Here is a 26,716-nt window from a genome sequence, read left to right as displayed (position 1 = left end):
CTGACCGTATGGCTTGCAAACAACAGCGGGCGTGAACGTAGCGTCCGCAGGGGCACCGCCAGCAAGATGCGCCATCTCGGAGGAAGCGTAACCCTCATTTCTGCAAAACTTCTTTCTAGAAAAGAAAGTATTGAAGTGCGTCGCAGCCCCCTGCTATGCGAGGGACGAGCAGCGAGGAATGGCTATGGCCGCACAGCGGACGATCACCAAGCGTACCAACAAGGAACGGCGTGAGGAATCGATGAGAAACATCCTTGATCACGCCGAGAAGGAATTTGCATATAAGGGCTACAACGGCACAACGTTGAACGACGTTGCGGCAACGGCAGGCGTCGATACTTCACTCATGCGATACTATTTTTCTGACAAAGAGAATCTTTTTGCTGAAGTGTTTCGTCGTCGCGGCCCGCTTATCAACGAAGCCCGAATGCGTGCACTGGATGAGTACCGCGAGCAACATGGAAAATATGGTACGCTCGAAGGGGTGATCGATGCCTTCGTGCGACCCGGTTTCGAATTTGCGAAAAATGATGCGGGATATCGCCACTACGCGGCAATTGTTGCATATGTAAATAGCTCAAGGGGGGCGATGCACTCCCTAATGTCTGAAGTATTCGATGAGGTATCTAACATTTTCATCGAGGACATGGGCCGGATCTTGCCAGACGCTCCGCGGGAAGCGTTATACTGGGGATATCATTTTCTGACCGGCGCGTTCACCTTCTCGCTAGGGCAAACCGGGCGGATTGATCGCCTGTCGCATGGAGTGGTGAGTTCGGAGGATTTCGCTGCGCTGGCGGATCGCCTGCCGGTCTTTGCAGCCTCGGGAATCCGCGCACTTTGCGAATTTGGCATGAATCCGACTACGAAACAGTAGCTTAAGGGTAACAATGTAACAGGTGTTGCCCGCGCCCGACGACCGCGATTATTTTATCAGCGGCGAGGGGTCCGATAGCCCGGGTTCGTCGCGTCTTCTCGATAACGGGGACGCGATCGCCCGCTAAAAGCACGATCTCGGCGGGCGCTGCGTGCTTCTCCGATGCGTTACCCCCATAATCCGATCAAGACTAACTGTCTCTGACGGGGTAAGGTGGATCGACATACCAGCGCCTACCCCGTATGACTCGCGTAAATGATAAATACTTGAAATACTGAGCGAATGTAATCTGCGGCCTCATTCTTCGCTAAAAAGTTTCTTTCTTAAGAAAGAAGTATTGACTTTCCATCTGCCATAGCCGACCCTGGTCGCCTTGGAGAGGTGGGACGGATGGCGCACAGCGTTGACGTCCGATGCGGAAAGGGTGGCAAATGGCCGCAAAAATCTGCTTTTTATGCACATGTGCCAGCGTGGCACTGAGCGCTCCGGCTTTGGCGCAGAACGCGCCGATTGACGGCAAATCGGTAGCGGAAAGTGCGGAGAGATCTGAAACTCCCGACATCGTCGTCACCGGGTCACGCGTCATCCGCGACGGTTCGCAGGCTCCGACGCCCGTTACAGTGATTTCGGCGGACACGCTGAGCAAGGCGCAGCCTGGGCTCATTGCCGAAGGACTCAATCAGTTTCCGGTTTTCCGCGGCTCGACGCGGCCGGCGGTGGGGTTTACGGGTGCTACAGGTCCCGGCACCGGGAGCTATCTGAACCTTCGGAACCTCGGTCCTCAGCGAACGCTCGTCCTCGTCGACGGACGTCGCGCCGCGCCGTCAGCACGCGACGGCTCGACCGACATCAATCTGTTGCCCGAGCAACTCATCAAGCGCGTCGATGTCGTGACCGGGGGCGCATCGGCTGCTTATGGATCGGATGCCGTGGCGGGGGTCGTCAACTTCGTCCTCGATACCGGCTTCACCGGAATGAAGTTGACGGCGCAGTCGGGGATTTCGGGGCAGGGCGATGTTCCGTCGCACAAGGTGAACCTGACCGTCGGGCAGGGGTTTGCAGACGGCCGCGGCCGGATCGTGGCGAGCGCATCTTATTTCGATGTCGGTGGTCTCCAAAGCGTGGCAGACCGGGACTGGGGGCGGCGGGGTACCGGCTTTCTGAGCAATCCGGCCGTGCGCGGGCAACTCATCTTTCGCGACGACGTGCGCGCGGCGACCGGCTCGCCCGGCGGACTGATCCTGAGCGGTCCGCTGGCACTCCAGCAGTTCGCCCCGGGTGGTACCCTGGTGCCGTTCTCCCGAGGATCGATCCAGTCCGGCCTGGTACAGGTCGGGGGTGACGGCGCGCAGATATTCAGCAATCTGTCTGCCGCCATTCGTACGCATAGCTATTACATGCATGCGGAATACGACCTTGCGCCGTCCTTCACCATATTCGCGGAAGGGAGCCTGGCGCTGGCTCGTAACCATTATAATCAGGTGCAGCAGTTCAATCTGGTCGGCTTCAACGGCTTCACCATCTACAGCGGCAACGCCTTTCTCAATCCGGCCGTCCAGGAGGTCCTCACCAACACCAACACGCCGGCCTTTGCCATGGGGCGCGTGAATTTTGATTTTGGTGACCCGGCTAACGCGACGGCGAACGCCCGAACCACCGACATCAAGGCAGGCTTCCGCTACTCCGGCGGAAAGGCGTTGGGAGTAGAGGGCTATTTCAGTCGCGGCCGGAACCGTACCAATATCCGGACCGATAACAATATCATACTCGAGCGACTATATGCCGCGGTCGATGCGGTTCGGGATCCCTCGACAAATGCCATAGTCTGCCGGGCAACGCTGACCAATCCCGGACTCTATCCCGGCTGTATTCCGATCAATCTCTTCGGACAGGGCGCCCCCTCGCGCGAGGCGATCAACTATGTCGAAGGGAGCGCGGCGTTTCAGACTGTCTTCCAGCAGGACGTCGCGGATCTCACGATCCGTAGCCAGCCGTTCGCGACGTGGGCGGGTGACGTCTCTCTCGCAGCCGGTGGCCAGTATCGACGGATCAAGCTCGATCAAACGTCCGACGACATCGCAACGGGCGTCAACGACGCGACCGGCTTGCGCGGTTTCCCCGCCGCCTATCAGAACCAGCGGGGTGGATATCTGCTGACGAACGTCTCTCCGGTCTCCGGCGGCTATCATCTATGGGAGGTGTTTGGAGAGGCTGCGGTTCCACTCGCTCGGGACCTGCCGTTCTTGCACGCGCTCGATCTGAACGCCGCCGTCCGCTATACCGATTACAGCACGAGCGGCGGCGTGACGACATGGAAGGCAGGCCTGGTGTGGCAGCCGATCGAGGATGTCCGGCTTCGCGGAACGGTCTCCCAAGACATTCGCGCGCCAAACGTACCGGAATTGTTCGCCGGTACGGTGCAGAATACCGGGTCCGTGGTCGAGAACGGCATAACGGTGCCGATCATTCAGGTGACGCGAGGCAATGCGGCGCTGAAACCGGAGCGGGCAAAGACCTACACCGCCGGCATCGTCGTCACCCCGCGCGCGGTTCCCGGGCTGACGATGTCGGTCGACTATTATCAGATCGATCTGAAAGGGGTGATTTCGTCGCTGACCCCGCAGATCACGCTCGATCAGTGTCTCGCTGGAGCGACCAGCCTGTGTACCAATATCCTGCGCAATTCAGCCGGGCAGATCACGCGGATCGAGTCGCCGACGCTCAACCTCAATCGTCTCAAGACCGCGGGTATCGATTTCGAGGTCAGCTATCGTCCGCCGTCGCCAATACTCGGCGGCAGGATGGCGGTTCGCGGGGTGGCGAGCTATCTCGAGGAGCAGCGGCAGGATATCAGCGGCGGTACATCGATTGATCGAGCGGGTGAGGTGGGGCTGACCGCGAACCCGCGTTGGTCGGCAACGGTCAACATCAACTGGGCGAGCGGCCCGTTCGAACTCTTTGCGCAGGAACGCTTTATCAGCGCCGGTACGTATGACGTGACTCGTATCCAGCCTGTGACGATCGAGAACAACAGGGTTAGACCGGTGTTCTATACGGACGCAACCATGTCATTCCGCGTGGAAAAGTCTTTCCGACTGTTCCTTACCGTCAACAATGTTTTTGACCGCGACCCGCCGCTGGCTCCCAATGGTGTGCTCTCGACGTTCACGCCAACAAATCCAGCGCTTTACGATGTCGTCGGTCGTCAGTTCACTGCAGGCGTAGATCTCAGTTTTTAACTCGCAATAGGTTTTGCTCGGAGATATCCCATGTCCGCTCCCTCCATCCTGTCGCGTCGATCCGCCTTGCTGATGGCGGCGATTTCCGCGACTGCCCTCAGTTCGGCCGGGCGGGCGTTCGTCCCGGTGTCGCGTGCGCCCGTACCTCTGCCATCGCCGGACCAGATCAGGCGAGATTACCAGGCAATGGTCGATTTCGGCCCGCGGTTGCCCGGGAGCAGGAACCATCTCCGCTTTGTCGATTGGCTCGCGCGGGAGTTCCGCGCGGCCGGGCTCTCAACGGGCCCGTGCGAAAGCTATGCCTACAAGCGCTGGGAGCCGAAGTGTTGGGGGCTCGACATCCTCGAAACTGGTGGCGCGCGGAGCGTTCGCGACGTGGCTTATTTTGTCCGTTCGAAGCCGACCGGGCCGGCAGGGGTCGAGGGGCCTTTGGTCTATGCTGGGGATCTCAATCCACAAGGCCCCGTGCAAATGCTGGACTTTGCCAAGGGCAGCATCCTCGTCTTCAACGCCCGCCTGCCTCAGAAGACGTTGCATGACATCGTCCGTCCGCACTTCATTCATTTGCGTGACGAACGCGAAAGCGATGTACTCGACGTTCCCTATCATCGGCTATGGACGATGCCGTCCTTTCAGATGGACGAATTGGCGGCACGGGGGGCGGCCGGGGCGGTCATCATAATCGATGCATCCTCGGCGATGATCGCTGGAAATTTCTCGCCGCACGCCTCTCCATATAAATCGCAATTGCCAGCTCTCTTCGTTGGCGAAGATCAGGGGGATTGGGTCCGATCGGCGGCGAGGTCTGGACGGACGGCGCGTTTCACGCTTGACGCACAATGGATCGACGGAGTGGTGCCGCAGATCACCGCCGTGTTACCGGGCGAAACCGATGAGGTCGTGATCATCGACAGCCATACGGACGGCCAGAATTTCATCGAGGAGAATGGCGCGATCGCCATGCTCGAGTTGGCGCGGCATTTCGCGAGCTTGCCAGCCGGGCAGCGTCTTCGCCGAACGCTCGTATTTGGGGCTTGGCCCGGCCACATGAGCGGATCACTCCCGGAAGCACCGGGATGGGCGCGGGCGCACCCCGAACTGATGCGGCGGGCGGCGGCGGCATTCACCATCGAGCATTTGGGTGCGAGTGAATGGGCCGATATCCCGGGTAAGGGGTATGCCGCGACGGGCCACAACGAGTACATGAACTGGCCGGCCACCGCGGGGCCGCTCAACGACCTGCTGATCGACGGGATCAAACGGCACGATCTGCTCCGTCATGCAGTCGAAGCTGCACCCGGATACACGACTGGCCGCGTCTTTCACGAAAGCGGCATCCCGATGATCGCCTGCATCGCCGGCCCCAATTATCTTCTGAGTGTGGCGCCGAACGGTCATATGGACAAGCTCGACGCGGGGCTCGCATCGCGCCAAACCGCGATGATAGCGGAGATCATCAAGGCGATCGATACGATCTCGATAGCGGAACTCAGACGGGCAGACACCAGCTTGGGTGCCAATCCCGTCTCCGGTCCAAGCGGCACCCGCTCGGCATCCTGCATGAAAATCGGGTGATTGCATGACCATGTCTACCGCCAATGGGACATCTGCGGCGTTACCGCGTTTCGTTGATGCACCGGCCGCCCAGGCTTACTCCTATCCATTGTTGATCCGCCACCTCCTTGCCAATGCCCGTGGTAGCGATGCGGTGATCGTCAGCGGCGCTCACCGATTGACCTACCAGGACCTGGAAGACCGAATTGCTCGGCTGGCGTCGCTGCTGGCGGGCAGGGGGATCAAGCCAGGGGATACCGTGGCGGTGATGGACTGGGACAGCCATCGCTATCTCGAGTGCTATTTTGCGATCCCGATGATGGGAGCCGTGCTGCAGACGGTAAATGTGCGCCTCCCGCCCGAGCAGGTCGTCTTCACGTTGCAGCAGTCAGAAGCGTCGCTGCTGCTGTACAATTGCGACTTTGATGAACTCTGCGCCGATCTCCTGCCCGCGCTGCCAACCATTCGTGACACGATCCGGATGACGGACGCGGGTGGCGAGGACGATTACGAAGCGGGCCTCGCCGAAGCGTCCAACCAATTCCAGTTTCCCGATTTCGACGAGAATGCGGTCGCGACCACCTTTCATACCACCGGTACGACCGGCGATCCCAAGCAGGTGTTTTTCACCCACCGGCAGTTGGTCTTGCACACGCTGGCGCTATCCTCTGCACTGGCCAACCAGCCTGACGGGCAGGGGATGCGTCGATCAGACGTCTACATGCCGATGACGCCGATGTTCCACGTCCATGCCTGGGGCATGCCATATGTGGCGACGATGCTGGGGCTCAAGCAGGTGTATCCGGGGCGCTACGATCCACGCCGATTGCTGGCGTTGCGCCATCGCGAGGGCGTAACTCTGTCGCATTGCGTGCCGACGATTCTCCGCATGCTGCTTGATGCGAACCCGGGCGAACAACTGTCGCCCTGGACGATCATCATTGGCGGTGCCGCGCTTCCCGAAGGTCTCGCACGCGACGCCGCTAAGGTCGGCATCGTCACGGTCGCGGGATATGGCATGTCGGAAACCGGACCGGTCATCGCGCTCGCGCGTGCCGGCGACAGCAGGGGTGGGAAAGGTGGCACGACCGCACAACTCTCCCGCGCCGGCTTTCCCATTCCCCTCACTTATGCGCGCGTTGACCCGGGCAACGGCAACGAACTGCTCGTACGGGCGCCATGGTTAACTCAGGGCTATTCGGATCCCGTCGCGTCGGACGGTCTTTGGGCAGGCGGCTGGCTGCACACCGGGGACGTCGCCTCAACCGACGCCGAAGGCGCATTGCATATCGTCGATAGGCTGAAGGATGTCATCAAAAGCGGAGGGGAATGGGTATCCTCGGTCGCGCTGGAGACCCTGCTGGCGACACAGGATGAGATCAGCGAGGCTGCAGTGATCGGTGTGCCAGACCAGAAATGGGGCGAGAGGCCGTTCGCCTTCGTGGTTGCGACGGATGCCTTTGATCCCGTCCGAACGAGTGAGGCGTTGCGCCGGGAAGCCGCAGAGGGGCGGCTAAGCCGCTACGCTATCCCGGAACATATCGTTCGCCTCGACGCAATGCCGCGGACGAGCGTCGGCAAAGTCGACAAGAAGCTTCTGCGCCTCCGAGCGGGTGCCGGATCGCTATGACGCGCGAGACGTCAGGCACTGGGATCGGCCGCCGGACCTTGCTGTGTGGCGGGCTAACCGGTGTCGCCGCGCTTGGTGGATGCCACCTGATCCAGAATCGCCGTCTCGCGCCGCTTCCGTCGGTGGACACTTCCTATCCTGTGCCCGAGGCGGCCAAGCTATGGCAGCACATCGAGCGGCTGAACGCCTTCGGACCGCGTCTTACCGCCAGCCCAGCGCATCAGCGTGCGGTGGATTACATCGCCACGGAACTGGAAGCGCTCGGACTTTCCGCACAGCGCCAAACCCATCGCATCCAGCGCTGGACGCCGAAGCGGACCAGCCTGACCCTGGATAACGGGACGGCCATTCCCGTCGCCGCGGCTTATCCCTATTCGGGCCGGACATCGTCCGCAGGGATCAGCGGAGAGCTTGTCTGGTTCGATGAACCGCCAAAGGATTTTTCAAAAGCCCGCGATCGGATTGCGGTACTTCCCGTGAAACCCTTCGATCTCACACGATTCAAAGCGTGGATGATGTTCGAGCGGAAATCGCGCCTGCCCGATGAGAAGTCCGATTTCGCTGAAGGCGAGGCACTACCCCTTCTGGGGCCATTGACAACGATCTTCCTGCCTCGCGCTCGCGCGGCGGGCATTCGCGGCGTGATTTGTCTGTTCGATGGAATGTCGGAAGAACTGGCTCGAGGTCAGGTGCTCCCGTTCACCACGCCCTATGCGGATATTCCCGCCTTGTGGGTGGCAAGCGATCAGGAGGCCCGGTTGCGGGATGCAGGACAGGGGGGAAGATCGGCAACGCTGGTACTCGAGGCAGCGGTTGAGATCGCAGAAACCGATAGCATCCACGCTGTCCTGCCCGGGCGCGTTCGGGACGAGACGATCATTGTCAACACCCACACCGATGGGCCGAATGCGTGCGAGGAGAATGGCGCAGCCGGATTGCTTGCCTTGGCCCAGGCCCATCTGCAGCGGCGGGAGAGACGGCGCTCTGTCGTCTTCGTGTTTTCGACCGGACATTTTCAGATTCCCCAGATCGTAAAAGGACACGGGCAGGCGACGCTGGCCTGGCTGCAGCGCCATCGAGAATTGTGGGACGGAAAGGCGGGGCACGCGCGCGCCGTTGCCGGGCTGACGCTCGAGCATCTGGGATGCCTCGAATGGAAGGACCAGGGTCAAGTGCGGCAACCGCAACCGACTGGACGGTTGGAGCGCGAGATCGTCTATACGACCAACCCGGTCATGGAGCAGATTTACCGGGCGTCGGTGCAGGGGCGCTCTAAGTTGCGCAGCTTGACGGTTGCGCCGCGGCTGAGCAGCGTCTTTCTGGGGGAAGGCGCCCCGCTGTATCAGTGCGGCATACCCTCGATCTCGCTGGTCCCGGGGCCGGACTATCTGTGCCAGGAATTGCCGAATGGCGGCATCAACCGGATCGATCCCGATTTTGCATTTCAGCAAGTGAGCGGTTTTTCGAAGGCCCTGACGATCCTCGATGCCCTTACGACGGAGCAGATCGGCAACATCTCTCCCTCGGTCAATCAGATTGGAAGAAAGGTGCGCGGCCTGCTGGGCCTATGAGCATAGCCGGTTCGCGCTCGATCGGAGCGTGGCGACGACGGCGGGTGCCGTTTGGCTCCAGAGAGGTGCCCCGTCGTCGGTCCTCACGCGCCGGGCAACGATATCGCGTTCGAGGTCCGCGCCTTTTTCAGCGACGCGCATGGTCGGCTGGTCGAGGACCCGATCACCGGCAGCCTCAACGCCTCGATCGGCCAGTGGCTCTTCGACAGCGGTCGGGTGCAGGGCGCCTATATCGCGGCGCAGGGCACGCGACTGGGGCGGATCGGGCGTATCCATGTGTCTCGGGACGAAGAAGGGCAGGTGTGGGTCGCGGGCAACGCACGCACGCTATTTTCCGGCCGAAGCGGCGGGTGATGCAGGCCGTGATCCAGACTTTTGAGGGGTTCAACACATGGGGCTCGTTTGTCGGCGCGACGATCTCCTACGGTCTGTGCCTACAGAGCGGGGCGGCGAAGGCCACCGCGCCCAAGAGAGGTTTCGCCGACGAACGGGGTAATCGTGCGGCGCTGGCGGCCGCTTGATTTCCGGGGGGCGGTCGAGCCTATGCCGATCGGCACAGGCACCCTGGCCCGCAGGGTAGCCGCCGGTGCCACGCTGCTCGCGAGCTTGGACCCGATAGACGAGTCTCCCGCCTGTGCCGAACTTGCGACCATATCCTGGGTTATCGAGGGCGGTGTCACCATGCTCAAGCTGCCCGTCGTGGCCCATGGCAATGTCGTCACGGCGGGCGGTTGGCTTGCAGGTGGATTTTAATCGTCTCGACTTCGCATGTGACGCGTCGATCGCCAAAGTGCAGGAGGTGGGGCATGACGTCGCGCCGGTCGGGTAGAAGGTGGTTCATGGCGGCCACGCGCTTAGCGTGATCGTCGCCCACGCCCTGATCGGACTTGGTCAAGAAAAAGCGGCATGACCCCGTCTGATCATTCGGGCTCATGTCACTGCGGCAGCGTGCGTTTCACCCTGGCCTGCCCCATTGAGGAACTCACCACCTGCGATTGCTCGCTCTGCGTCCAGCGGAATGCAGTGGTGGTAAAGATACCAGAAGCAGCGTTGCTCATCTGTCAGGGGCAAAAGCTGCTGACCCTCTACGAATGGAACAGTCGCCGGGCGAAACACTATTTCTGCCGGTGTTGCGGCATCTATGTCTTCCACCGCAAGCGGGCCGTACCGGATCATTTCGGCGTCAACATTTTCTGCCTCGACGAATTCGATCTCAGTCTTCTTCCGGTCCGTGCGACCGAAGGCGCGAGCTGACCATCGTATGCGACGATGCGCAAGCGGAGTGGCCGGGACCTCGCGCGTAATTCACCGGCGGCGGCTGGCGGAGCGGCCTCTTACCGCCTCGCCAGCCGCTTGACTGCTCACTGCGCTGGCGCGCTTCGCGACGCCGCGTCCATAGGCACGGATTGCCATCCTCCTCCCAGTGCCTTGAACAGATCAACGCGCGCAGAGCCGAGCGTTTGGATCGCCTCGCTCCGCGCACTCTCGTTGCTCACGAGCTGGCGCTGGCTGTCGAGCAGTTCGAGGAAGGAAATCGCCCCGGCCCGATAACGCCGGTCGGCGAGCTGGTAGGCGCTGTCAGCGCGGCGCACGGCTTCGCCCAATGCCTCGGAGCGCTGCCCGGCGGCGGCATAGGCGGCAAGCGCCTGGTCGACCTCCTTGAGCGCGGTCAGCACGACACCATCGAATCGAGCCAGCGAGCTATGCGTCTGCGCCTCCGCTTGCGCGATGCGTGCGCGTGCTACCGCCATATTGGGGAAGCTCCATGAAAGTAGCGGGCCGATGAAGAAGCTGAACGAGTCGCTGCCCTTCACCTGATCGTTACGGAAAAACCCGCCCGATCCACCAAGCGAGATGCGCGGGTACAGATCGGCACTGGCTACCCCGATCCGCGCGGTGTCGGCCGCTAGTTGCCGCTCGGCCTCGCGTACGTCCGGCCGGCGTGCGAGCAGTGCCGCGCCATCACCCACTGGGATGGCGGCGACCGGCGCAGGTGGTGCAACGCACCGCCTCGCATCCTCAGGCACCTGCGCCGGCGGCAGCCCGAGCAGCGCCGCGAGTTCGAACAGACGTATTTGCCGCCTGCCCGTGAGGGCGGGTAGGGTTGCCCGCGCCTCGGCCAGTGCGGTTGCCGATCGCTCGACATCGAACTGGGTCGCGGCACCCGCTCCTTTGCGCGTTTGTGTCAGGTCCAGCCCCTGTTGCGCGATGCCGATCGAACGGCGCGCCACCGCCTCCGCCTGGGCGAGCGCGCAGGCATCGGCATAGGCGCGCGTTGTCTCTGCCGCGATCGTCACCGCGACCCGGTCGCGTGCTGCCTCGCTCGCCTGTGCGTCGCCGCGGGCGGCCTCGATCGAGCGACGGAGACGGCCGGACAGATCGACTTCCCATGCGACGTTCAGCGTCGCATTATACGACCATTGGGCATCGCCACCGCCGCCCTGTCCGGGAACAACATTGCCATGGGAGATGCCCCCGCCCAGGCTTGTAGAGGGAAGGCGGCCAGCTGCCGCTTCTCGCAGAACCGCTTGCGCGCGCGCCAGATTGGCGGCGGCGACCCGCAAGTCGGTATTGGCGGCGAACGCCTGTCCGACCAGGCGGTCGAGTGCCGGATCGTCATAGAGCCGCCACCACCGATCCTGTGCCGGATGGGAATCCGTACCGGATGGGGCCGAGACAAAATTTCCTCCGGCGGAAGCTGTCGGAATGGCGGGCGGGCGATAGTCCGGTCCCACCGCGCAGGCGGCGAGCAACAGCGGCAGGGTCGCCGCGCACGGATTGGCCTTACGCATGTGCGATCCCTCCCTCTTCGATCTGGCCTTCTTCGTTTCGGCGTGCCTGTTCTTCCTCGGTCGCCGCGCCGTGGTCTCGCGCGACGAAGCTGTAGATGGTCGGCAATACGAACAGGGTGAACAGTGTGCCGATCAGCATTCCTATGACCACGACGATGCCGATCGCGAAGCGGCTTGCCGCCCCCGCACCGCTGGCGAACAGCAGAGGCACCAGGCCGGCCACCATCGCCGCAGTGGTCATCAGCACCGGCCGCATACGGATCGCGGCTGCCTTGCGGATCGCGGCGATGCGTTCCAGCCCCTCATGGTGCTGAATCTCGTTGGCGAACGACACCATCAATATGCCGTGTTTCGAGATCAGGCCGATCAGCGTCACCAGTCCGATCTGCGTATAGATGTTGAGGGTCGCATAACCGAGATAGAGGGGCAGCAGCGCACCGCAGATAGCGAGCGGGACCGTCACCAGGATGACCAGCGGATCCCGGAAACTCTCGAACTGCGCGGCCAGCACGAGAAAGATCACGACTAGCGCGAAACCGAAGCTGATCGTCAGCCGGTTGCCCTCGTGAACATATTGCCGACTGTCCGAAAGCCAGTCGATCGTCATACCGGGCGGCAGCGGCTGCGCCTGGAGGAAGGCCACCGCCTCACCCATGGTGACGCCCGGCGCAAGCACCGCCGACAGCGTTGCTGCGTTCATCTGGTTGAACTGCGGCAGCCGGTTGGCCTGCGGGCGCATGTCGATGCTGACCAATGTGGCGAGCGGCACCTGCGCACCGGAAGCGGCCTTCACATAGAAGCGCCCCAGATTGTCGGGCGTCACTCGCCGGTTGCGCGGGACCTGCGCGATTACATCATAGGACCGGTCGTGCCAGTTGAAGCGGTTGACGTAATTCTCTCCGACAAGGGTTGCGAGCGTGTCGGCGATCGCCGCCATGGAGACTCCCATCTGGCCTGCCTTGGCACGGTCGATCGCGATATGCGCCTCCGGGCTGTCGAAGGCGAGGTCGCTGTCGACGAAGACGAACAGGCCGCTGCCCCAAGCCGCGCCCTTGATTCCCTCCAGCGCGCGATAGAGCGCCGGGAAATCGTCTGGTGAGCGGATCACCATCTGCACCGGGAGCCCGCCGCTGCCGGCGGGCAGGGGCGCGGGCTGGAACGCGGTGGCATAGACGCCGGTGATACCGCCGCCCTTTCCATTGAGTTCGGCCTGAATGGCGTCGGCGTTGCGTGCGCGCTTTCCCCACTCCTTCAGGATGACGCCGCCGAACCCGTTGTTCAGCCCGTCCATGCCGTTGCCGAAGAAGGAGCCGGTATATTCGGGCAACGACCGGAACATCGCTTCCACGGCGCGGGCATAGCGCGCCGTATATTCGATGTTGGCATATTGCGGGCCCTTGGTCTGGACATAGACATAGCCCTGATCCTCCTGCGGTGCGAGTTCGCGCCGCGCGCCCGCGAACAACAGGACGATCCCAGCCAGCACCGCCACACCCAGCAGTAAGACCGCGCCGCGCGCCGCGAGGGTACGCCCAAGTAATCGGTCGTAACCCGCTGTGATCCGCGCCATATTGTGCTCGATCGCTTGGGACATCCGCCCTTCGGTCAGTTTAGCGTTGAGCAGATACCGGCTCATCATCGGCGACAGGGTGAGCGCGATCACACCCGAGACGATCACCGATCCCGCCAGCGTGAAGGCGAACTCGCGGAACAATGCCCCGGTGAGCCCGCCCATCAGGCCGATCGGCGTATAGACCGCCGCCAGCGTGATCGTCATTGCGATCACCGGCCCGACGATCTCTCGCGCACCCTGTATCGCCGCCCGGAACGGCGACAGCCCTTCCTCGATATGGCGATGGATATTCTCGACCACGACGATCGCGTCGTCGACGACCAGCCCGATCGCCAGCACCATCGCCAGCAGGGTAAGCAGGTTGAGCGAGAAGCCGAAGGCCAGCATCAGAGCCGCCGTGCCGATCAGCGACAGCGGTATGGTCACGACCGGAATGATGACCGCGCGCAGCGACCCAAGGAACAGGAAGATCACGATCACGACGATGACGATCGCCTCGACCAGCGTGTGGATCACCTCCTCGATCGAGGCGTTGACGAAGTGCGCAACATCGAACTGGTTTACGACAGTGACGCCTGGCGGGGCGACACGCTGGATACGCGGCAGCAAATCGTTCACCGCCTTCACGATCGTCAGCGGGTTGCCGTCCGGTGTCGGAGCGATTGCGACATAGACGGTGGTATGGCCGTTGCGCAGGGCGCTGGCGTCGTAATTCTGGCCGCCCAGTTCCACCGTCGCGACATCCCGCAGTCGGACGATACCGTCGGCGGCGGACTTCAGCACCATGTCGCGGAATTCGTCGACACTTCGCAGATCGCTCGCCGCGGTAATGTTGATGGCGGTGTCACTGCCCTTCAACTGGCCCGGCGCTGACTGCACATTGTTGCTGCGCAACGCCTGCGCCACATCGGCGGCGGACAGGCCGCGCGCGGCGAGCTTGTCGGGATCGAGCCAGATGCGCATCGCCAGCGTCTGGCCGCCCATTATGTTCACCGATGCGACACCGGGTACAGCCGTGATCAGTGGCTGCGCGACACGGGACACGAAATCGGTGATCTGCGGGATTGACAGCGTGTCGCTCGTGAAGGCGACATACTGGATTTCCGAGGCGCCGTCGGTGATCTTGGTGATAACGGGATCTGTGGCGCCGGGCGGCAGGCGGAACTTCACCTGCTGCACCTTGGCCAGCACTTCGGTCATCGATCGGTCGGCATCGGCATTGAGCACCAGCTTGGCCTTGATCTGGCTGCGTCCCTGGGTGGAGGTCGAGGTGAGATATTCGATGCCACTGGCCGTCGCGATCGCCTGCGCGATCGGCGTGGTGACGAAGCCTTGCATCACGTCCTGCGTCGCGCCCGGATAGGCCGTGTCGACGACGATCGTTGCACTCTGCATCTCGGGATACTCGCGCACCTGAAGCAGGACCAGCGAGGCCCCGCCGACCAGCAGGATCAGCAGACTGACGACGGTCGACAGAATCGGGCGGCGGATGAAGAGATCGGTAAAGCGCATGGCAGTTACTCTTCCGTCGCCGGAATCATCGCCGGGACCAGCCGGACGACGCGCACCTGGGCACCTGGCTGCACGCGCAATTGTCCCTCGGTTACAACCACGTCGCCTGGCCTGATGCCTTTGGTCACAATGACGGAATTGCCGATCCTGCGTCCGGTCAAGACCGGTACGATTTCCGCCTTGCCGGCCCTGCTTGGTTCACGGCCCCGGATCACGGTCACGCTGTCACCGGATGCCGATGTCTGGATCGCGGTCGCGGGAACCACGAGCGCATTGGGCTGTGGCGGAAGTTCGAGCGCTGAGGTCACATACATTCCCGGGCGCAGTGTCCCGTCGGCGTTGGTGACGAGCGCCTGCACTAGGACGTTGCGGCTGTCCTCACCGATGCGCGGTTCGATCGTCGTTACCCGACCGGAAAAGGTGCGGCCTGGCCAAGCGTCGGAGGCAAGGCGCACGGTCGCGCCGACTCTGAGCTTGCCCAGGTCCTGCTGGGGAACGGTGAAATCGGCGTGGAGCTGATCGATCGCGGTCAGCGTGGCGACGGGATCGCCGGGGTTGAGATACTGCCCCAGATTGATCCTGCGGACACCGAGCTGCCCACTCAAAGGCGCGATGATGCGCTTTTGCGCGATCCGCGCGTCGAGTTGGCGCACGGCGGCGGCGGCCTGGTCATGCTCGGCTTGACGCTGTTGCAGCACCTCCTGCGATTCCGCGCCGCCGGGTACCAGGAAGCGGGTGCGGGCAAGCTGGGCGGCGGCAAGCCTCACCCGCGCGAGCGCGGCGGCGCGGTCGGCCTGCTCCGGCGCATCGTAGAGCTGTACTAGCGCAGTGCCGCGCGATACGTGCGCACCGGGTCGAAAGGCGATGGCCGTGACGCGACCGGCAACTTCCGGGGCAAGCGTCACTTCCTGCACCGCGCGGAGCGAGCCGATTGCTTCGAGGGCGATTGGCACCTCACGGGGGGTCACCGCCGTAGCGACAACCGCGACCGCCGGTGGTGCCGCCTGGGACGGAATGCTCTCGCGTAGCGAACGCCATCCGAAGAAAAGCCCGAATATCAGGCCGACGATTGCCAGTGCGATCAACGCCTGACGCCATGACAAGAACGGGCTGTCGCCCGTCCTTTCCGTCGCATCGTTCAAGAAACTGCTCCCCGTTATAAATCTGGAAAGCCCCCCCTATAGAACCTCAACCATTGTTGAGGTAAAGGGGTTTTTGAGATTGGTTCTCAAAAAATTTGACGAGGCGGACATGGTCGATCAGCAGCATAGGGAACTGAGCGTGGGGGAAGTGGCGCTACGCGCTGGCGTACCCGTGTCGACGCTGCATTTTTATGAGGCGGAAGGGCTGATCGAAAGCCGTCGCACAAAGGGTAACCAGCGGCGCTATACTCGTTCGGTATTGCGCTTGGTTGCGATTATCCGCGTTGCGCAGCGCGCGGGTATTCCGCTTGCCCGTATTCGTGAACGGCTCAATCAATTGCCGCGGGGACGGCCGGTTACCGGCGCCGACTGGTCGCTGCTGTCGGCAGACTGGCGAGCCGAACTCGACGAGCGGATTAAACTGCTTTCGCGATTACGCGATCAGATGGACTCGTGCATCGGTTGCGGCTGCCTTTCCATCTCGGAGTGCCCTTTACGCAATCCCGAGGATATCGCCGGAGACTATGGGGCCGGCGCAAGGGCATTTGACCTTGGTCAGCCGGTTTGATCAAGTGAGATCCGTCAAGGAACGGCTGCATCTGTATTGCATTGAGACGTCAATTAGGTGTTGTTGGATTCAACTGGTCGTCGGAACACCGGGATTTTCCATTTGTGCGAGGCATTGGGCAAGCGCCTCGATCGGTGTTCTCCAACCAAGCGTCTTGCGCGGCCGACCATTGAGGGTTGCGGCAACGGCCGCGAGTGTGTCGGCGCCATGCGCGCTGAGGTCGGTGCCCTTGTTCGCCCACCGGCGCCATGTCGTAGACCTGCTCGTCGAAGCGGTCGGCAATGCCCTTCTCGTGCAGGAAGATGCGCCGGCGTTGAGGGTTTGGGAAGGCGGAGGGGGATGTGAACAGGCGGAACTTCGGGGACTGCGGGGGTATCTGCCGGCTTAGCTGCTGCCCGGGGTTGCTGGTCGGCAATGGAGATATGGTTGGGGCTGGAACCCGGATTTGCGTCTGCATGGATTTGCTGTGCTAGAAGCCCGGCCATGTCGAAATCCCACACGAATGCCGGAACCGTCAGGGTCGATGGCGTCGCCTATGACTGGCACCTGCACAGCGAACCCCACCAGTCGGATGACGAGGGGTGGAAGGGCATGACGATTGCGCTTCTCCAGCAGGATGCCAAGCGCGAAGCCCTGGTCGAATTTCCCCCGCCCAAGCGGCTGTTGAAGGGATTGCCGCGCGGTCGGCTTCAGCTTGACGAGGCGACGATCGCGCGCTGCGTGCGTTCCGCGCTGTCAGCCGGGTGGGAACCCATGTCGCGCGGCAGGCCGGTCGTGGTCATGGTCGACGCCGAGGGTAATTGAGCCGCGGGGATTTGGCTTGTCAGAAACTGTGGAGCGGTCCAATTTCGTCTTCAGATGAGGAATCCACCAGTTTCCGACGACTATGCACGCGGACGGCGCGATGGATTGCGCCTGGCGCTGTCGATCCTCGAGGCGGAGGAGGCCAAGTGGGAAGCGCTGCTCGGCGAAAGCCCATCCTGGCGGACGAATGCAATGCGGGTCATCCGCCACAAGGCGTATCAGGTTGCGCGCAAACGCGTGCAGACGGCGCTTCATCGGCTGCTGCCCAAGTCGGAGGACACATTGCCGAGCGAAGTCGCGCAAAGGATCGATCAGGCCGGCTTGTAGGCCGATCCGCCACGGTCTTGCGCCGGAATGGAGATGGGGGATGCAGTTATACGGAATGCCGGGCTGGGGATCGGCGATTGTCGAGGTGATGCTGGCCCTGGTCGGCGAGCCCTATGACTTTGTCGATGTCGAAGGCTTTGATCGTCCGGGTGAGGCCCAGGACAGGCTTGCGGCGGTCAATCCGCTGCGGCAGGTCCCGACACTGGTGCTGGACGATGGCGAGGTCCTGACCGAGACCGCCGCGATCGCGTTATGGCTGGCCGATCGACATGCCGGGCTTGCGCCACGACCGGGAACGATCGAACACCGTCGCTTCCTGCGCCTGCTGATCTGGATCGTGGCGAATGTCTATCCGTCCTTCACCTATGGCGATTACCCGGCGCGCTGGGCTCCCTCGGCACCGGACGAACTCGTCGCCGCGACCGGCGCCTATCGCGAACGCCTCTACCGGTGGCTCGAGGATCAGGTCGTCGGACCCTATCTGCTCGGCGAGCAGCCATGTGCCCTGGATTGCTACATGGCGGTGATGATCGACTGGCGTCCGGGCTGCGAATGGTTTGCCCGGAATGCACCACGGCTATTGGTCGCCGCCCGACTGATGCGGCGCGATCCGAAGCTGGCGGCCGTGATGGCGCGCAACAGGCTGGCCGTCGACTGACGCCTGGTCTTGGCCGCTGTTCCGCGCCAGCCCGTCGTCGCGGTCGGACACAACTACCGGCCAATGACGATTGCGGATTGTGCCAATGCACGGCGTGAACCATCCCGGGCAATGGCTTAACCCTGCCGCCAAACTGGGCAGAAAGGCGGGGCCACCCCTGGCACCCGCACAATCCTCCCCATCTCAAAATCGATAGTTCAATCCGATTTTGAGCGTATGGAGTTCGAGATTGTTCAAAGCTCTGCGCCCATTGATGATGCTGGACGTGCCCGCCATGGTTGTTTCCTTGTAGATCGGCGTCGGCTCGCACATGAAGGCGGCCCCGGGTTCGCTGCAAATGGGATCGCCCGGTGGCAGGAGCGGTTCGTCATAGCCTTCCAGTTCCCGCCGGATGTAATCACGGCCGACGCCGGATCCCGCCTCGCGGAACGCGTAGCTCTGTTTGCCAAACCTGTCATAGGCATATTCGACCTTGACCGAAAGCCGCCGGGCCAGCGCGTATTCGGCGCCGGCGCCCAGGGTGAAGCCGGTCCGGGTCGCCGACACCTTCTCCTGGGAAAAGGCGATGGTGGTCGGTCCGTATTGCTCCTCGTCCGACAATGTGATCGCCCGATATTGATCGCGGCGCTGGGTTTCCCGCGCCAGCGCAAGTCCACCGGTCACATATGGCAGAAAGCGGCTGCCGGCAGCGTAGCCGAGGCGGCCCCTGAGACTGGAGGTCCATTTCACGTCATAGGCCGTGCGAGCCGCCAATGCGCTGCCGCCGGCAAAGGGGCCTTCGATGGCTGTTGCGTCCTGTGTGCCGCGAAAGAACGTCTTGGCCCAGTCGACTTCCGCGCCGACCACGACGCCCGAGGCAAGCTGGTGATTCCATCCGACCTGAAGGCCGGGAAGCGGACTGGAGAAACCGCGATCGGCTGCTTCGGACCCGGCAATCGCATCCGGGGTTCCGTCGAGCGCCGTCGTCGTGCCCTTCGTCCGCCCGACGCCCGCCCCGGCGTGTATGCCGGCATAGACGCCGGTCCAATCAAGCGGGCCTTGTGCGGACTCGAAAACGAAGGGGCGGGAAACAAGGTGGGGGCCCGGCTCAGCACCGCCGAACTGGTGGCGCATCCCCAGCACGATGTTCCGCCCGCGCAGTGGCGACTGGTTCTTCACGAATGATGTATGCACGAAGGCAAGCTCGTCGAGCAGGTTGCTGGCGCGGGCGTAAAGCTCCACCGACTTGCCGCTGCCAATGTCGAAACGATATGCCAGCGTCGCGTTGAGCATGTCGTACCCCGGGGTCGTCGTTTCGAAGGCCGCGATCCGATCCTGACCAAAGGTGCGATAATATTCGAGGTCGGCGGAGAACGCGTCCCAATTGCCCTCGTAGCGCGCGCCCAGACGCCCTGGCGGAATGCGCGGCAGGTTGTTGTTTCCCCCCGTGCAGTCATATTTGCGGGTGCCGACCCTGACACATAGATCGGCGACACCGCGCCCCTTCATGCGTGCACGGACATAGTCACCGAAGATGGTGATGCGCGATGCCGCATCGAACTGATGGCTGATCTGGCCATCGATGCCGGTAAAGACCGAGTCGGCGGGCGTGTAGGCCAGATAGCGGAAGACCGCGCCACTGCCGAGTTCGGTGCCCACGATGTCGCGCGCGAAGATGTAGTTGTCGATGTCCTGGTGGAACAGTCCGATCTCGAACTGCGTCGCTCCCCTGGTCTTTCGCAAGGTGAGATTGACGGCCTTGGCGGTTTCGATCGTATCGGGGAAGGTGGGCAGCCCCCGCAAGCCGACGATCAAGCCCACTTCGCGGCTTCCGGTCGCGACATTGTTGGCACTGTTGTAGATTTCCCTCACCGTCGGCGCGCGTTCCGAGCGACTGAGCTGAAGCGTTGCGGAATAGGCGTCATTGATGTTCCAGGCCGCCGAGATCGAGGCGGAGAAGGGATTGACCGCGGTGCTCGGAAACCTCCTGGCATGGGCTGCCCGGTTGTATCGCTCCGACCGATCCAGATCTTCCTGCGAGAGCATTCCTGCCGCCAGCCAGGCTAGGTCGCGAGCGGAACTCTCTCGGCCCTTATAGGCAAAATGGTCGTAGGGGACATGCGTGCGGCGCCAGTCCTTGCGCGCTGCGATCTCCAATTCGACCGCGCCGAATGATCTGCGTTCGTTCAGGAACATGCCAGCCATGGTCGTGAGGAACCTGTTGGGCGCGCGCGGATAACTCGGAGCATAGCCGTCAAGCCCGGTAAAATCGCTTCGCGAATATTGACCGCCCCACGTTCCGGTGAAACCGAAAACGGGTGCGTGGGTCAGTTCCAGGCGGCCATCATACACCTCGTTCGTGAACCGCGCGAAGATCGTCCCGCCATCGATCTCGTCGTGCAGATAATCCGTGTAGGACAATCGCAGCCGCGCATGGGCGAGGCCGGAAAGCAGATCGTCATAATCGCCTCGAATATCCGCGCGCGTGCTGCCGAGCCGGATCGATGCCGTGTCGGTGCGATCCCGATCGGGATCGTAACCGACCACCGGGCAGTCCAGATATCCCTTGCCGTCCGGGCCGCCGGGATGGGTGTGGCAACCCAGTCCCTCATGCGAATGGCCGGGCAGGCCATAATCGGCATCGAAACGGCTATAGGCCGCGCCGAGATATCCCTTTGACGAAATCCACGACGCGCCGAAGCTGTAGCTGGACGTACTGGCGAAGGAATCGCGCAATATGTCGGTGCCGAAGGAGTCCGGCACATGATAGTCACCGCTCCGACGCCGGGCGCCCTCGGCATGGACGGCGAAAGACCCCAGTCCGGCGGTAACCCGGCCGACCATCGTCTTTTCCTCGTCGCCGGTGCCGAAGCGGACCTCGGTCGCGCCGGCCAGGCTGCCGTTGGGGAGAGCCTTGGGCACCTTGCTGTCGATCAGATTGATCGCGCCGTTCATGGCGTTGCCGCCATAACGGGTCGCGGCCGGTCCACGCAGCACCTCGATCCCGTCGAGGAGGAGCGGGTCGGTCGTGATCGCATGGTCGGGCGAAAGCGATGACACGTCGAACACATTGGCGCCGTCGGACAGGATCTCGATCCGCGGCACCGTCTGCCCGCGTATGACGGGGCGCGACGCGCCGCCGCCGAAATTGTCGAGATGGACCCCCGGAAGTCCGGCCAGGGTTTCGCCGAGCCCGCCCTGACGGCGGTGCACAAGCTCATCCCCCGCCAGAACCTGTACTGGCGTCGCGGTCGGTACGTCGGGTGTGCTCAGCGAGCGTGAGCCGGTAACGATGATGTCGTCATCGCCGTGGCGACTGCCTGTTCCGCGCTCCTGGGCCATTGCCGCAGCAGACGATAGCACAAGGGTTGAAGCTGCCGAAAAGAGGACAGCCCCCCTCTTGGCGTGATTTCCTATGATATGAACCATGTTCGATCCCCCTGTGCGGCAAGTATGATATAACATAACATTACGCAAGTGCTGGCGGACGAGCGGTTTGATCGCGGACAGGTCGTCGAACCCTCTGCTTCGCATGGCAAAGGGGAGGCAATACGGCGTCGAAAGCTTTGCCGATCAGGAACGGTCATCGAGACGGCCCGGGTTTTCCTGTCAGGATCCAGAAATGACGCAGGACATCAAAGGCAAAGCTCATCCTGCTCTTGGAAAGGCCATTGGCTATGTCGACTTGCCGATCGCCCGTGCTGCGCCTTCGTTTTAGCTGGCTCGGCAATAGGCGAGCACGGTGGCCACTACCTGTTCGCGTCGGCGGGCGGCGGCGTCCTCGCTGGCGGTGTCGGCCTTGAAGATCGCCGCAAAGGTATAGCGATTGGACACATAGTAGAATGCCAGCGCGCTGATCGTCATGTGCAGGTCGACAGCGTCGATACCCTTGCGAAAGCTGCCATCGGCCTCGCCCCGCGCGATCAGCGCACGGGTGTTGGGCAGCACCATGTCGTTGTGCGCCTCCACCACCTCGCCGACATGCGGGGCGTGGCGCATGTTCTCGTCCATCACCAGGCGCACGAGTTCGGGATGGTGGAAGTGGTAGTCGAAGGTCAGAGCCGTCAGTCGCTCAAGAGCGGCGAGGGGAGGCATGGCGTCCAGCCCCGCATCGAGTTCGGCCGAGCGAATACCCTTGTACGCCTCGGTGAGCACCGCCCGATAGAGTGCGTCCTTGCTGCCGAAATGATAATAGATCATCCGCTTCGACGTGGCCGTCGCCGCTGCGATCTCGTCGACCCGCGCGCCGGCAAAGCCCTTGTCGGCGAAATGGGCGGTGGCGATCGCGATGATCTCGCGGCGGTTGCGTTCGGTGAAGCCTTCGTCCTGCATCGTCCGCCTATGGCCATCCGGGAAGCGCGGATGCAATCCCGCTAGAACTGCACCTTGACCTGGACGCCCAACGCCAGGGCATCGTCGACCTTCCGGTTACTGAACGCACCGGGGTCGGCGATATACTGTACGTCGGGGCGGATGTTCAGCCATCGGTTCAACTGCAAGCCATAGGCCATCTCGATCGCGGTCTCGCCTTCGGGCAGCGCCGTATAGCCGTCGATCAGGCCCTGCGCTTCGGCGTGCAGGGCGCGAAGCCGCTCATTCACCTGAGCATGGATGACGCCGATCGCCAGCGTATCGGCATCGCGACCCTTGAAGGTGCCGGTCTTGAGCAGGCCCGCCGCATACCAGCGGGTGATCTGGGCCGACTGCTCTGGATTCGCCGTGAAATGGCCGAAGACCGACAGACCGCGCGTGCTGCTTGCTCCACCGTCGCGAAGGATCATCTGGTCACCCAGTATGTAGCCGCCGTACCGGCCGCCTACCCGGCCACTGCTTCCCTGCCGGGGGGCGTTGGCGGTATCGGAGTAAAAGCCGATCTTGTAGTGGCCGGGAAGCACTTGGCTACCCGGCGTCGTTCCGGGATCATATTCCAGCTCGACGGGCAGCAGCAGCCCGGTGGTATGCCCTGCAAAGGGCCGGAACGCGTTCCTTTCCAGGCCGAGGTCCGGGTTCACCTGATAGACCCCGGTGCGCAGGATCAAATCCGGCCGCAGCTTGTAGCGTACCGCGAGACCCCAGCGCGCGTTCGGATAGTTGTACCAGCCCGTGTTGCCGCTTTCGGAGAGTGGATGCGCGCAGAAGGCCGCGTTGACGAGGTTGCAGCCGATCGCAAGGCCGCCCAGGTCATTGCCCATCGCGAAGAAGCCCACGCGCAGGTTCAGCTTGCCGCCATCGACGTTCTGTTCCCAGGTCAATTCGCTGAGGCGCGTGTAAGGACCGCCTGCCGCTTCCTGGATCGGCAGGCGGTTGCCCACATTTACGGCAGAGATGCCGTCACCCCGGCGATCGTTGACGGTGAGGTGTACGACGCCGCCGGCAAGCCCGGCAATCTTGCCCATGTCGAGGTCGACGCCTGCGCGCACCTGCTGAACATAGGTGCCGCCCCGGCGCTGCCCGCCGTCGACCGCAGAGAAGGTCTCCGAGACATAGTCCGCGCGCACGCTGATGCCCGCGTCCTTGAGGTGCGTTCGAAGACCGCCCCAGTCGCCGCTCAGCGTCTCGCGCGGGTGTGGTGCGGGAAGCGGCGTGGCGGTGGACGCGCCCTGGGTGGCGCCCGGATGAACCCTTGAGGCATCCGCAGCCTGCTGGGCCTGGGCGGGCCGTGCGACGACGAGCGGGCCGCCTGCGGCAAGGGTGGCAAATATGAGAGCGCGGAGGCTCATGGCCCCTCCTTTTGCGCGCGGTGCGCCGGTACGCTGACGCCGCAGCGGCTATGGTTTTCGGAAGCGGAAGGAAAGGGGAGGGGCAGACTACGGCCCCTCCCGGTCATCTCACGGCAGCTTGTAGGCGATCACATAGTCGCCGCGCTGCGGAGACTGGCGGGCTCCCCCGGCGGTGACGATCACATACTGCTTGCCGGTGCGTGGCGACTTGTAGCTCATCGGTCCGCCCTGGCTGCCAACGGGGAGGCGTGCCTTCCACAGTTCCTTGCCGGTGCCCGAGTTGAAGGCGCGCAGATAGAAATCCTGCGTGCCGGCGATGAACACCAGGCCGCCCTGTGTGGCCAGGGTTCCGCCCAGCGTCGGCATGCCGATCGGGATGGGCATGCCCATGCGGATACCGAGCGGGCCGGTATCCTCGACGGTGCCGACCGGAACCTGCCACTTCACCTTGCGGGTGTTCATGTCGATCGCGGTCAGCGTGCCGAAGGGCGGCGCCTGACAGGGGATGCCCAAGGCCGAAAGGAAGCGGTCCTTGGTCACCGAATAGGGCGTACCCTTCAGCGGAACCGCGCCCATGCCGGTATTGACCGCCTCGCCGCCCGAGGTGGCGAGCGCCTTTTTCTCGTGCGTCTGCGGGAACATCGTCACCCACAGGCCGAGGCGCATGTCGTTGGCGAAGATGGTGTTCGTGGTGGGATCGACCGAGAGGCCGCCCCAGTTCATCCCACCCAGCGAACCGGGGAAGCTCAGCGACTTGTCCAAGCCCGGCGCGGTGTAGAGCCCGTCATAGCGCATACCCTTGAAGGCGATACGGCACAGAAGCTGATCGAACGGCGTGGCGCCCCACATATCCGCTTCCGTCAGCGTCTGCGCGCCGATCTGCGGCATGCCCACCGACCTGGGCTGGGTGCGCGCATAGGGTTCGTTCGGGATGTCGGCGGCCTTCACGGGTGTCTCCACGACCTTGGTCAGCGGCCTGCCGGTCTGGCGGTCGAGCACATAGAGTTGGCCCGCCTTGGTGCCGACGACCAGTGCCGCCACGTTGCCGCGGCCCTTCACCGGGACCGTGATGAAGCTCGGCTGCATCGGTACGTCGAAGTCCCACAGGTCGTTGTGGACGGTCTGGAAGTGCCACTTCTCCTTGCCGGTCGTGGCGTCGAGCGCCAGGATCGAGGCGCCGTATTTGTGGTCGAGCGGGGTGCGCGTCACGCCGAACAGATCGACCGAGGAACTGCCCACCGGCATGAACACGGTGTTGGAGGCGGGATCATAGGACATGGCCGACCACACGTTCGGCGTCGAACGGGTATAGGACTGGCCCTTGGGGGGCATTCCGGTGATCGCCGGATTGCCGGGGTCGAACGCCCAGCGCAGCTTGCCGGTGGCGACATCGAAGCCACGCATCACGCCGCCGGGCATGTCGACCTGGACGTTGTCGGCAACGCGCCCGCCGACGACGATGGTGGTGCCCGCCAGTGTCGGCGCGGCGGTCAACTGGTATTGGGGGTCCGGCGCATCGCCCAGGCCCGCCTTGAGGTCGACGACGCCATTGCTGCCGAAGCCAGGGCAGAATTGGCCGGTATCGGCGTCCATCGCGATCAGGCGCGCGTCGATGGTGTTCATCAGGATGCGGCGCTGGCACGACGCGCCCTCAGGAACCGACACGGCCGTCACCGGGGTCGAGCCGGGCAGGCTGGGCTGCTGCAGCGGAGCCCTGGCGTCGAAATAGGCGAGACCGCGGCAGCGCATCCAGACCGAGGCGTGGGCGTTCACCAGCGTCTTCCACTTCTCCTTGCCGGTATCGGCGTCGAGAGCGATGACGTTGTTGTGCGGGGTGCAGATATAGACCGTGTCGCCCACTTGGAGCGGGGTGTCCTGGTCCTCGGCGCCGTTGCCGTCGCTGGTCGCGATGTCGCCGGTGCGGTAGGTCCAGGCGACCGCAAGATTCTTCACATTGTCGCGGTTGATCTGGTCCAGGGCAACGAAGCGGCTCCCCCCGGTCGTATTGCCATAGGCTTCCCAGTTCTTCTGCTCATGCGCCGGGTCGACCGCGAGCAGGGGCGCCTCGGTGCCGGTGAAGGGGACGGTGGGATGCGGTACGAACATGGCGGCGAAACCGGCGGCCGTTGCAAGCCCGACCACGGCCGCACCGCCAAGGGCGGGGCGCCAGGCCGGTGCCAGACCCTGGGCGCGGCGTAGCAAGGGCCACGACAGGGCGACCACCGTCATGCCGACGCCAAGCGCAAGCAGACGCGAAACCAGCGGCCAGAACGCGATCCCCACGTCCCATAGCGACCACAAGATGGTGGCCGCGAACGTCGCCGCGAATATCGCCGCACCACTGGGCCGTCGCCGCGCGACGAGCACGCCGGACGCCACCAACGCCAGGCCAGCGAGCAGGAAGTAGAAGCTGCCCCCCAGGCTCACGAGTCGGGCGCCGCCGATGACGAAGAACAGGCCTGCGGCCAAGATCACGATGCCAAGCAGCGCCAGCCATATCCGGGCCGGCAGCGTACCCTTTCCAATGGAGCCGGACATGCGGCTTCTCCTTGTTTTCGCACAGGAGCGTAAGTCCATCTCATCGACGGAGAACCCACCGCCATCCTGCAGCGCTGATCAATGCGGGCCGTAACAGGGCGGCCCAATGTATGTACTATCTAGTACATAAGTAGTGTTGCGGCAAGATGCGGCGGGTGAAGGTGTTTGAGACGGAGAATGTCGGGTTCAGCGGCGGGTGGCCGGCCCGACCCTGAGCCGCGGCGCTGGGTTC

General features: G+C 63.2%; 20 protein-coding genes and 1 pseudogene. 13 read left to right on the top strand and 8 right to left on the bottom strand.

Features of this window, described 5'->3' with window-relative positions; genetic code table 11:
• The first annotated feature begins 184 nt into the window (after nucleotides 1–184).
• The 9 genes from ABDV78_RS11630 (at nucleotide 185) to ABDV78_RS11590 (ending at nucleotide 10,125) form a co-directional block, all read left to right on the top strand.
• Nucleotides 185–877: a TetR/AcrR family transcriptional regulator gene (locus ABDV78_RS11630; protein ID WP_343527588.1), complete on the top strand. Its 693-nt coding sequence runs from the start codon at nucleotides 185–187 to the stop codon at nucleotides 875–877.
• A 431-nt stretch (nucleotides 878–1,308) separates the two neighbouring features.
• Nucleotides 1,309–4,116, top strand: a complete 2,808-nt coding sequence (locus ABDV78_RS11625) for a TonB-dependent receptor (RefSeq protein WP_343527587.1) — start codon at nucleotides 1,309–1,311, stop codon at nucleotides 4,114–4,116.
• Between the two features lie 30 nt (nucleotides 4,117–4,146).
• Nucleotides 4,147–5,691 carry a hypothetical protein gene (locus ABDV78_RS11620; protein ID WP_343527585.1) on the top strand — a complete coding sequence of 515 codons (1,545 nt, stop codon included), beginning with the start codon at nucleotides 4,147–4,149 and terminating at the stop codon, nucleotides 5,689–5,691.
• A 4-nt stretch (nucleotides 5,692–5,695) separates the two neighbouring features.
• Nucleotides 5,696–7,300: a long-chain-fatty-acid--CoA ligase gene (locus ABDV78_RS11615; RefSeq protein ID WP_343527584.1), complete on the top strand. Its 1,605-nt coding sequence runs from the start codon at nucleotides 5,696–5,698 to the stop codon at nucleotides 7,298–7,300.
• Nucleotides 7,297–8,871, top strand: coding sequence for a hypothetical protein (locus tag ABDV78_RS11610; protein ID WP_343527583.1), 1,575 nt, complete (start codon nucleotides 7,297–7,299; stop codon nucleotides 8,869–8,871). Before ABDV78_RS11615 ends, ABDV78_RS11610 begins: the two co-directional genes overlap by 4 nt.
• 51 nt (nucleotides 8,872–8,922) lie before the next feature.
• A complete protein-coding gene (locus ABDV78_RS11605) occupies nucleotides 8,923–9,225 on the top strand; it encodes a PhzF family phenazine biosynthesis protein (protein WP_343527582.1) in 303 nt (100 codons plus the stop codon).
• An 8-nt stretch (nucleotides 9,226–9,233) separates the two neighbouring features.
• Nucleotides 9,234–9,392 (top strand): hypothetical protein, encoded by a 159-nt coding sequence (locus ABDV78_RS11600; RefSeq protein ID WP_343527581.1) that lies wholly within the window; start codon nucleotides 9,234–9,236, stop codon nucleotides 9,390–9,392.
• A 22-nt stretch (nucleotides 9,393–9,414) separates the two neighbouring features.
• The gene (locus ABDV78_RS11595) at nucleotides 9,415–9,624 is read left to right on the top strand and encodes a hypothetical protein (RefSeq protein ID WP_343527580.1); all 210 of its coding nucleotides are present in this window, start codon (nucleotides 9,415–9,417) and stop codon (nucleotides 9,622–9,624) included.
• 195 nt (nucleotides 9,625–9,819) lie between these two features.
• Entirely contained in the window at nucleotides 9,820–10,125 is a 306-nt protein-coding gene (locus ABDV78_RS11590) for a GFA family protein (protein WP_343527579.1), read from the top strand.
• Between the two features lie 107 nt (nucleotides 10,126–10,232).
• On the opposite strand, the gene ABDV78_RS11585 is transcribed toward ABDV78_RS11590, so the two are convergent.
• The 3 genes from ABDV78_RS11585 to ABDV78_RS11575 are packed head-to-tail and all read right to left on the bottom strand — an operon-like array spanning nucleotide 10,233 to nucleotide 15,890.
• Nucleotides 10,233–11,663, bottom strand: coding sequence for a TolC family protein (locus ABDV78_RS11585; RefSeq protein WP_343527578.1), 1,431 nt, complete (start codon nucleotides 11,661–11,663; stop codon nucleotides 10,233–10,235).
• Nucleotides 11,656–14,748 (bottom strand): efflux RND transporter permease subunit, encoded by a 3,093-nt coding sequence (locus ABDV78_RS11580; RefSeq protein ID WP_343527577.1) that lies wholly within the window; start codon nucleotides 14,746–14,748, stop codon nucleotides 11,656–11,658. The genes ABDV78_RS11585 and ABDV78_RS11580 overlap by 8 nt, the downstream gene beginning before the upstream one ends.
• Nucleotides 14,749–14,753: 5 nt before the next feature.
• Entirely contained in the window at nucleotides 14,754–15,890 is a 1,137-nt protein-coding gene (locus tag ABDV78_RS11575; RefSeq protein ID WP_343527576.1) for an efflux RND transporter periplasmic adaptor subunit, read from the bottom strand.
• A 109-nt stretch (nucleotides 15,891–15,999) separates the two neighbouring features.
• Between ABDV78_RS11575 and soxR the strand changes: the two genes are divergently transcribed.
• The gene (gene soxR / locus ABDV78_RS11570; RefSeq protein WP_343527598.1) at nucleotides 16,000–16,458 is read left to right on the top strand and encodes a redox-sensitive transcriptional activator SoxR; all 459 of its coding nucleotides are present in this window, start codon (nucleotides 16,000–16,002) and stop codon (nucleotides 16,456–16,458) included.
• Between the two features lie 69 nt (nucleotides 16,459–16,527).
• On the opposite strand, the pseudogene ABDV78_RS11565 reads toward soxR, so the two are convergent.
• Nucleotides 16,528–16,704 (bottom strand): annotated as a pseudogene (locus tag ABDV78_RS11565) (IS30 family transposase); the annotation flags it as partial.
• A 237-nt stretch (nucleotides 16,705–16,941) separates the two neighbouring features.
• Between ABDV78_RS11565 and ABDV78_RS11560 the strand changes: the two are divergent.
• Genes ABDV78_RS11560 through ABDV78_RS11550 form a run of 3 tightly spaced genes read left to right on the top strand, consistent with a single transcriptional unit; the run spans nucleotide 16,942 to nucleotide 18,247 of the window.
• Nucleotides 16,942–17,262, top strand: a complete 321-nt coding sequence (locus ABDV78_RS11560; protein ID WP_343527574.1) for a hypothetical protein — start codon at nucleotides 16,942–16,944, stop codon at nucleotides 17,260–17,262.
• Between the two features lie 54 nt (nucleotides 17,263–17,316).
• Nucleotides 17,317–17,589 (top strand): hypothetical protein, encoded by a 273-nt coding sequence (locus ABDV78_RS11555; RefSeq protein WP_343527573.1) that lies wholly within the window; start codon nucleotides 17,317–17,319, stop codon nucleotides 17,587–17,589.
• A 40-nt stretch (nucleotides 17,590–17,629) separates the two neighbouring features.
• Complete coding sequence (locus tag ABDV78_RS11550; RefSeq protein ID WP_343527572.1) at nucleotides 17,630–18,247, top strand: glutathione S-transferase; 618 nt, start codon at nucleotides 17,630–17,632, stop codon at nucleotides 18,245–18,247.
• A gap of 183 nt (nucleotides 18,248–18,430) precedes the next feature.
• On the opposite strand, the gene ABDV78_RS11545 is transcribed toward ABDV78_RS11550, so the two are convergent.
• The 4 genes from ABDV78_RS11545 to ABDV78_RS11530 form a co-directional block, all read right to left on the bottom strand.
• Complete coding sequence (locus tag ABDV78_RS11545; protein ID WP_343527570.1) at nucleotides 18,431–21,568, bottom strand: TonB-dependent receptor; 3,138 nt, start codon at nucleotides 21,566–21,568, stop codon at nucleotides 18,431–18,433.
• A 372-nt stretch (nucleotides 21,569–21,940) separates the two neighbouring features.
• Entirely contained in the window at nucleotides 21,941–22,558 is a 618-nt protein-coding gene (locus tag ABDV78_RS11540) for a TetR family transcriptional regulator (protein ID WP_343527568.1), read from the bottom strand.
• A gap of 41 nt (nucleotides 22,559–22,599) precedes the next feature.
• Nucleotides 22,600–23,946: a carbohydrate porin gene (locus ABDV78_RS11535; RefSeq protein WP_343527566.1), complete on the bottom strand. Its 1,347-nt coding sequence runs from the start codon at nucleotides 23,944–23,946 to the stop codon at nucleotides 22,600–22,602.
• Between the two features lie 108 nt (nucleotides 23,947–24,054).
• Nucleotides 24,055–26,484 (bottom strand): membrane-bound PQQ-dependent dehydrogenase, glucose/quinate/shikimate family, encoded by a 2,430-nt coding sequence (locus ABDV78_RS11530; protein ID WP_343527565.1) that lies wholly within the window; start codon nucleotides 26,482–26,484, stop codon nucleotides 24,055–24,057.
• Between the last annotated feature and the right edge of the window lie 232 nt (nucleotides 26,485–26,716).

Origin of the sequence: Sphingomonas sp. (assembly GCF_039594485.1) — a bacterium.
Taxonomy (GTDB): Bacteria; Pseudomonadota; Alphaproteobacteria; order Sphingomonadales; family Sphingomonadaceae; genus Sphingomonas.
The sequence above is the reverse complement of the archived record's forward strand: the minus strand, read 5'-3'. Positions and strand labels throughout refer to the sequence as shown.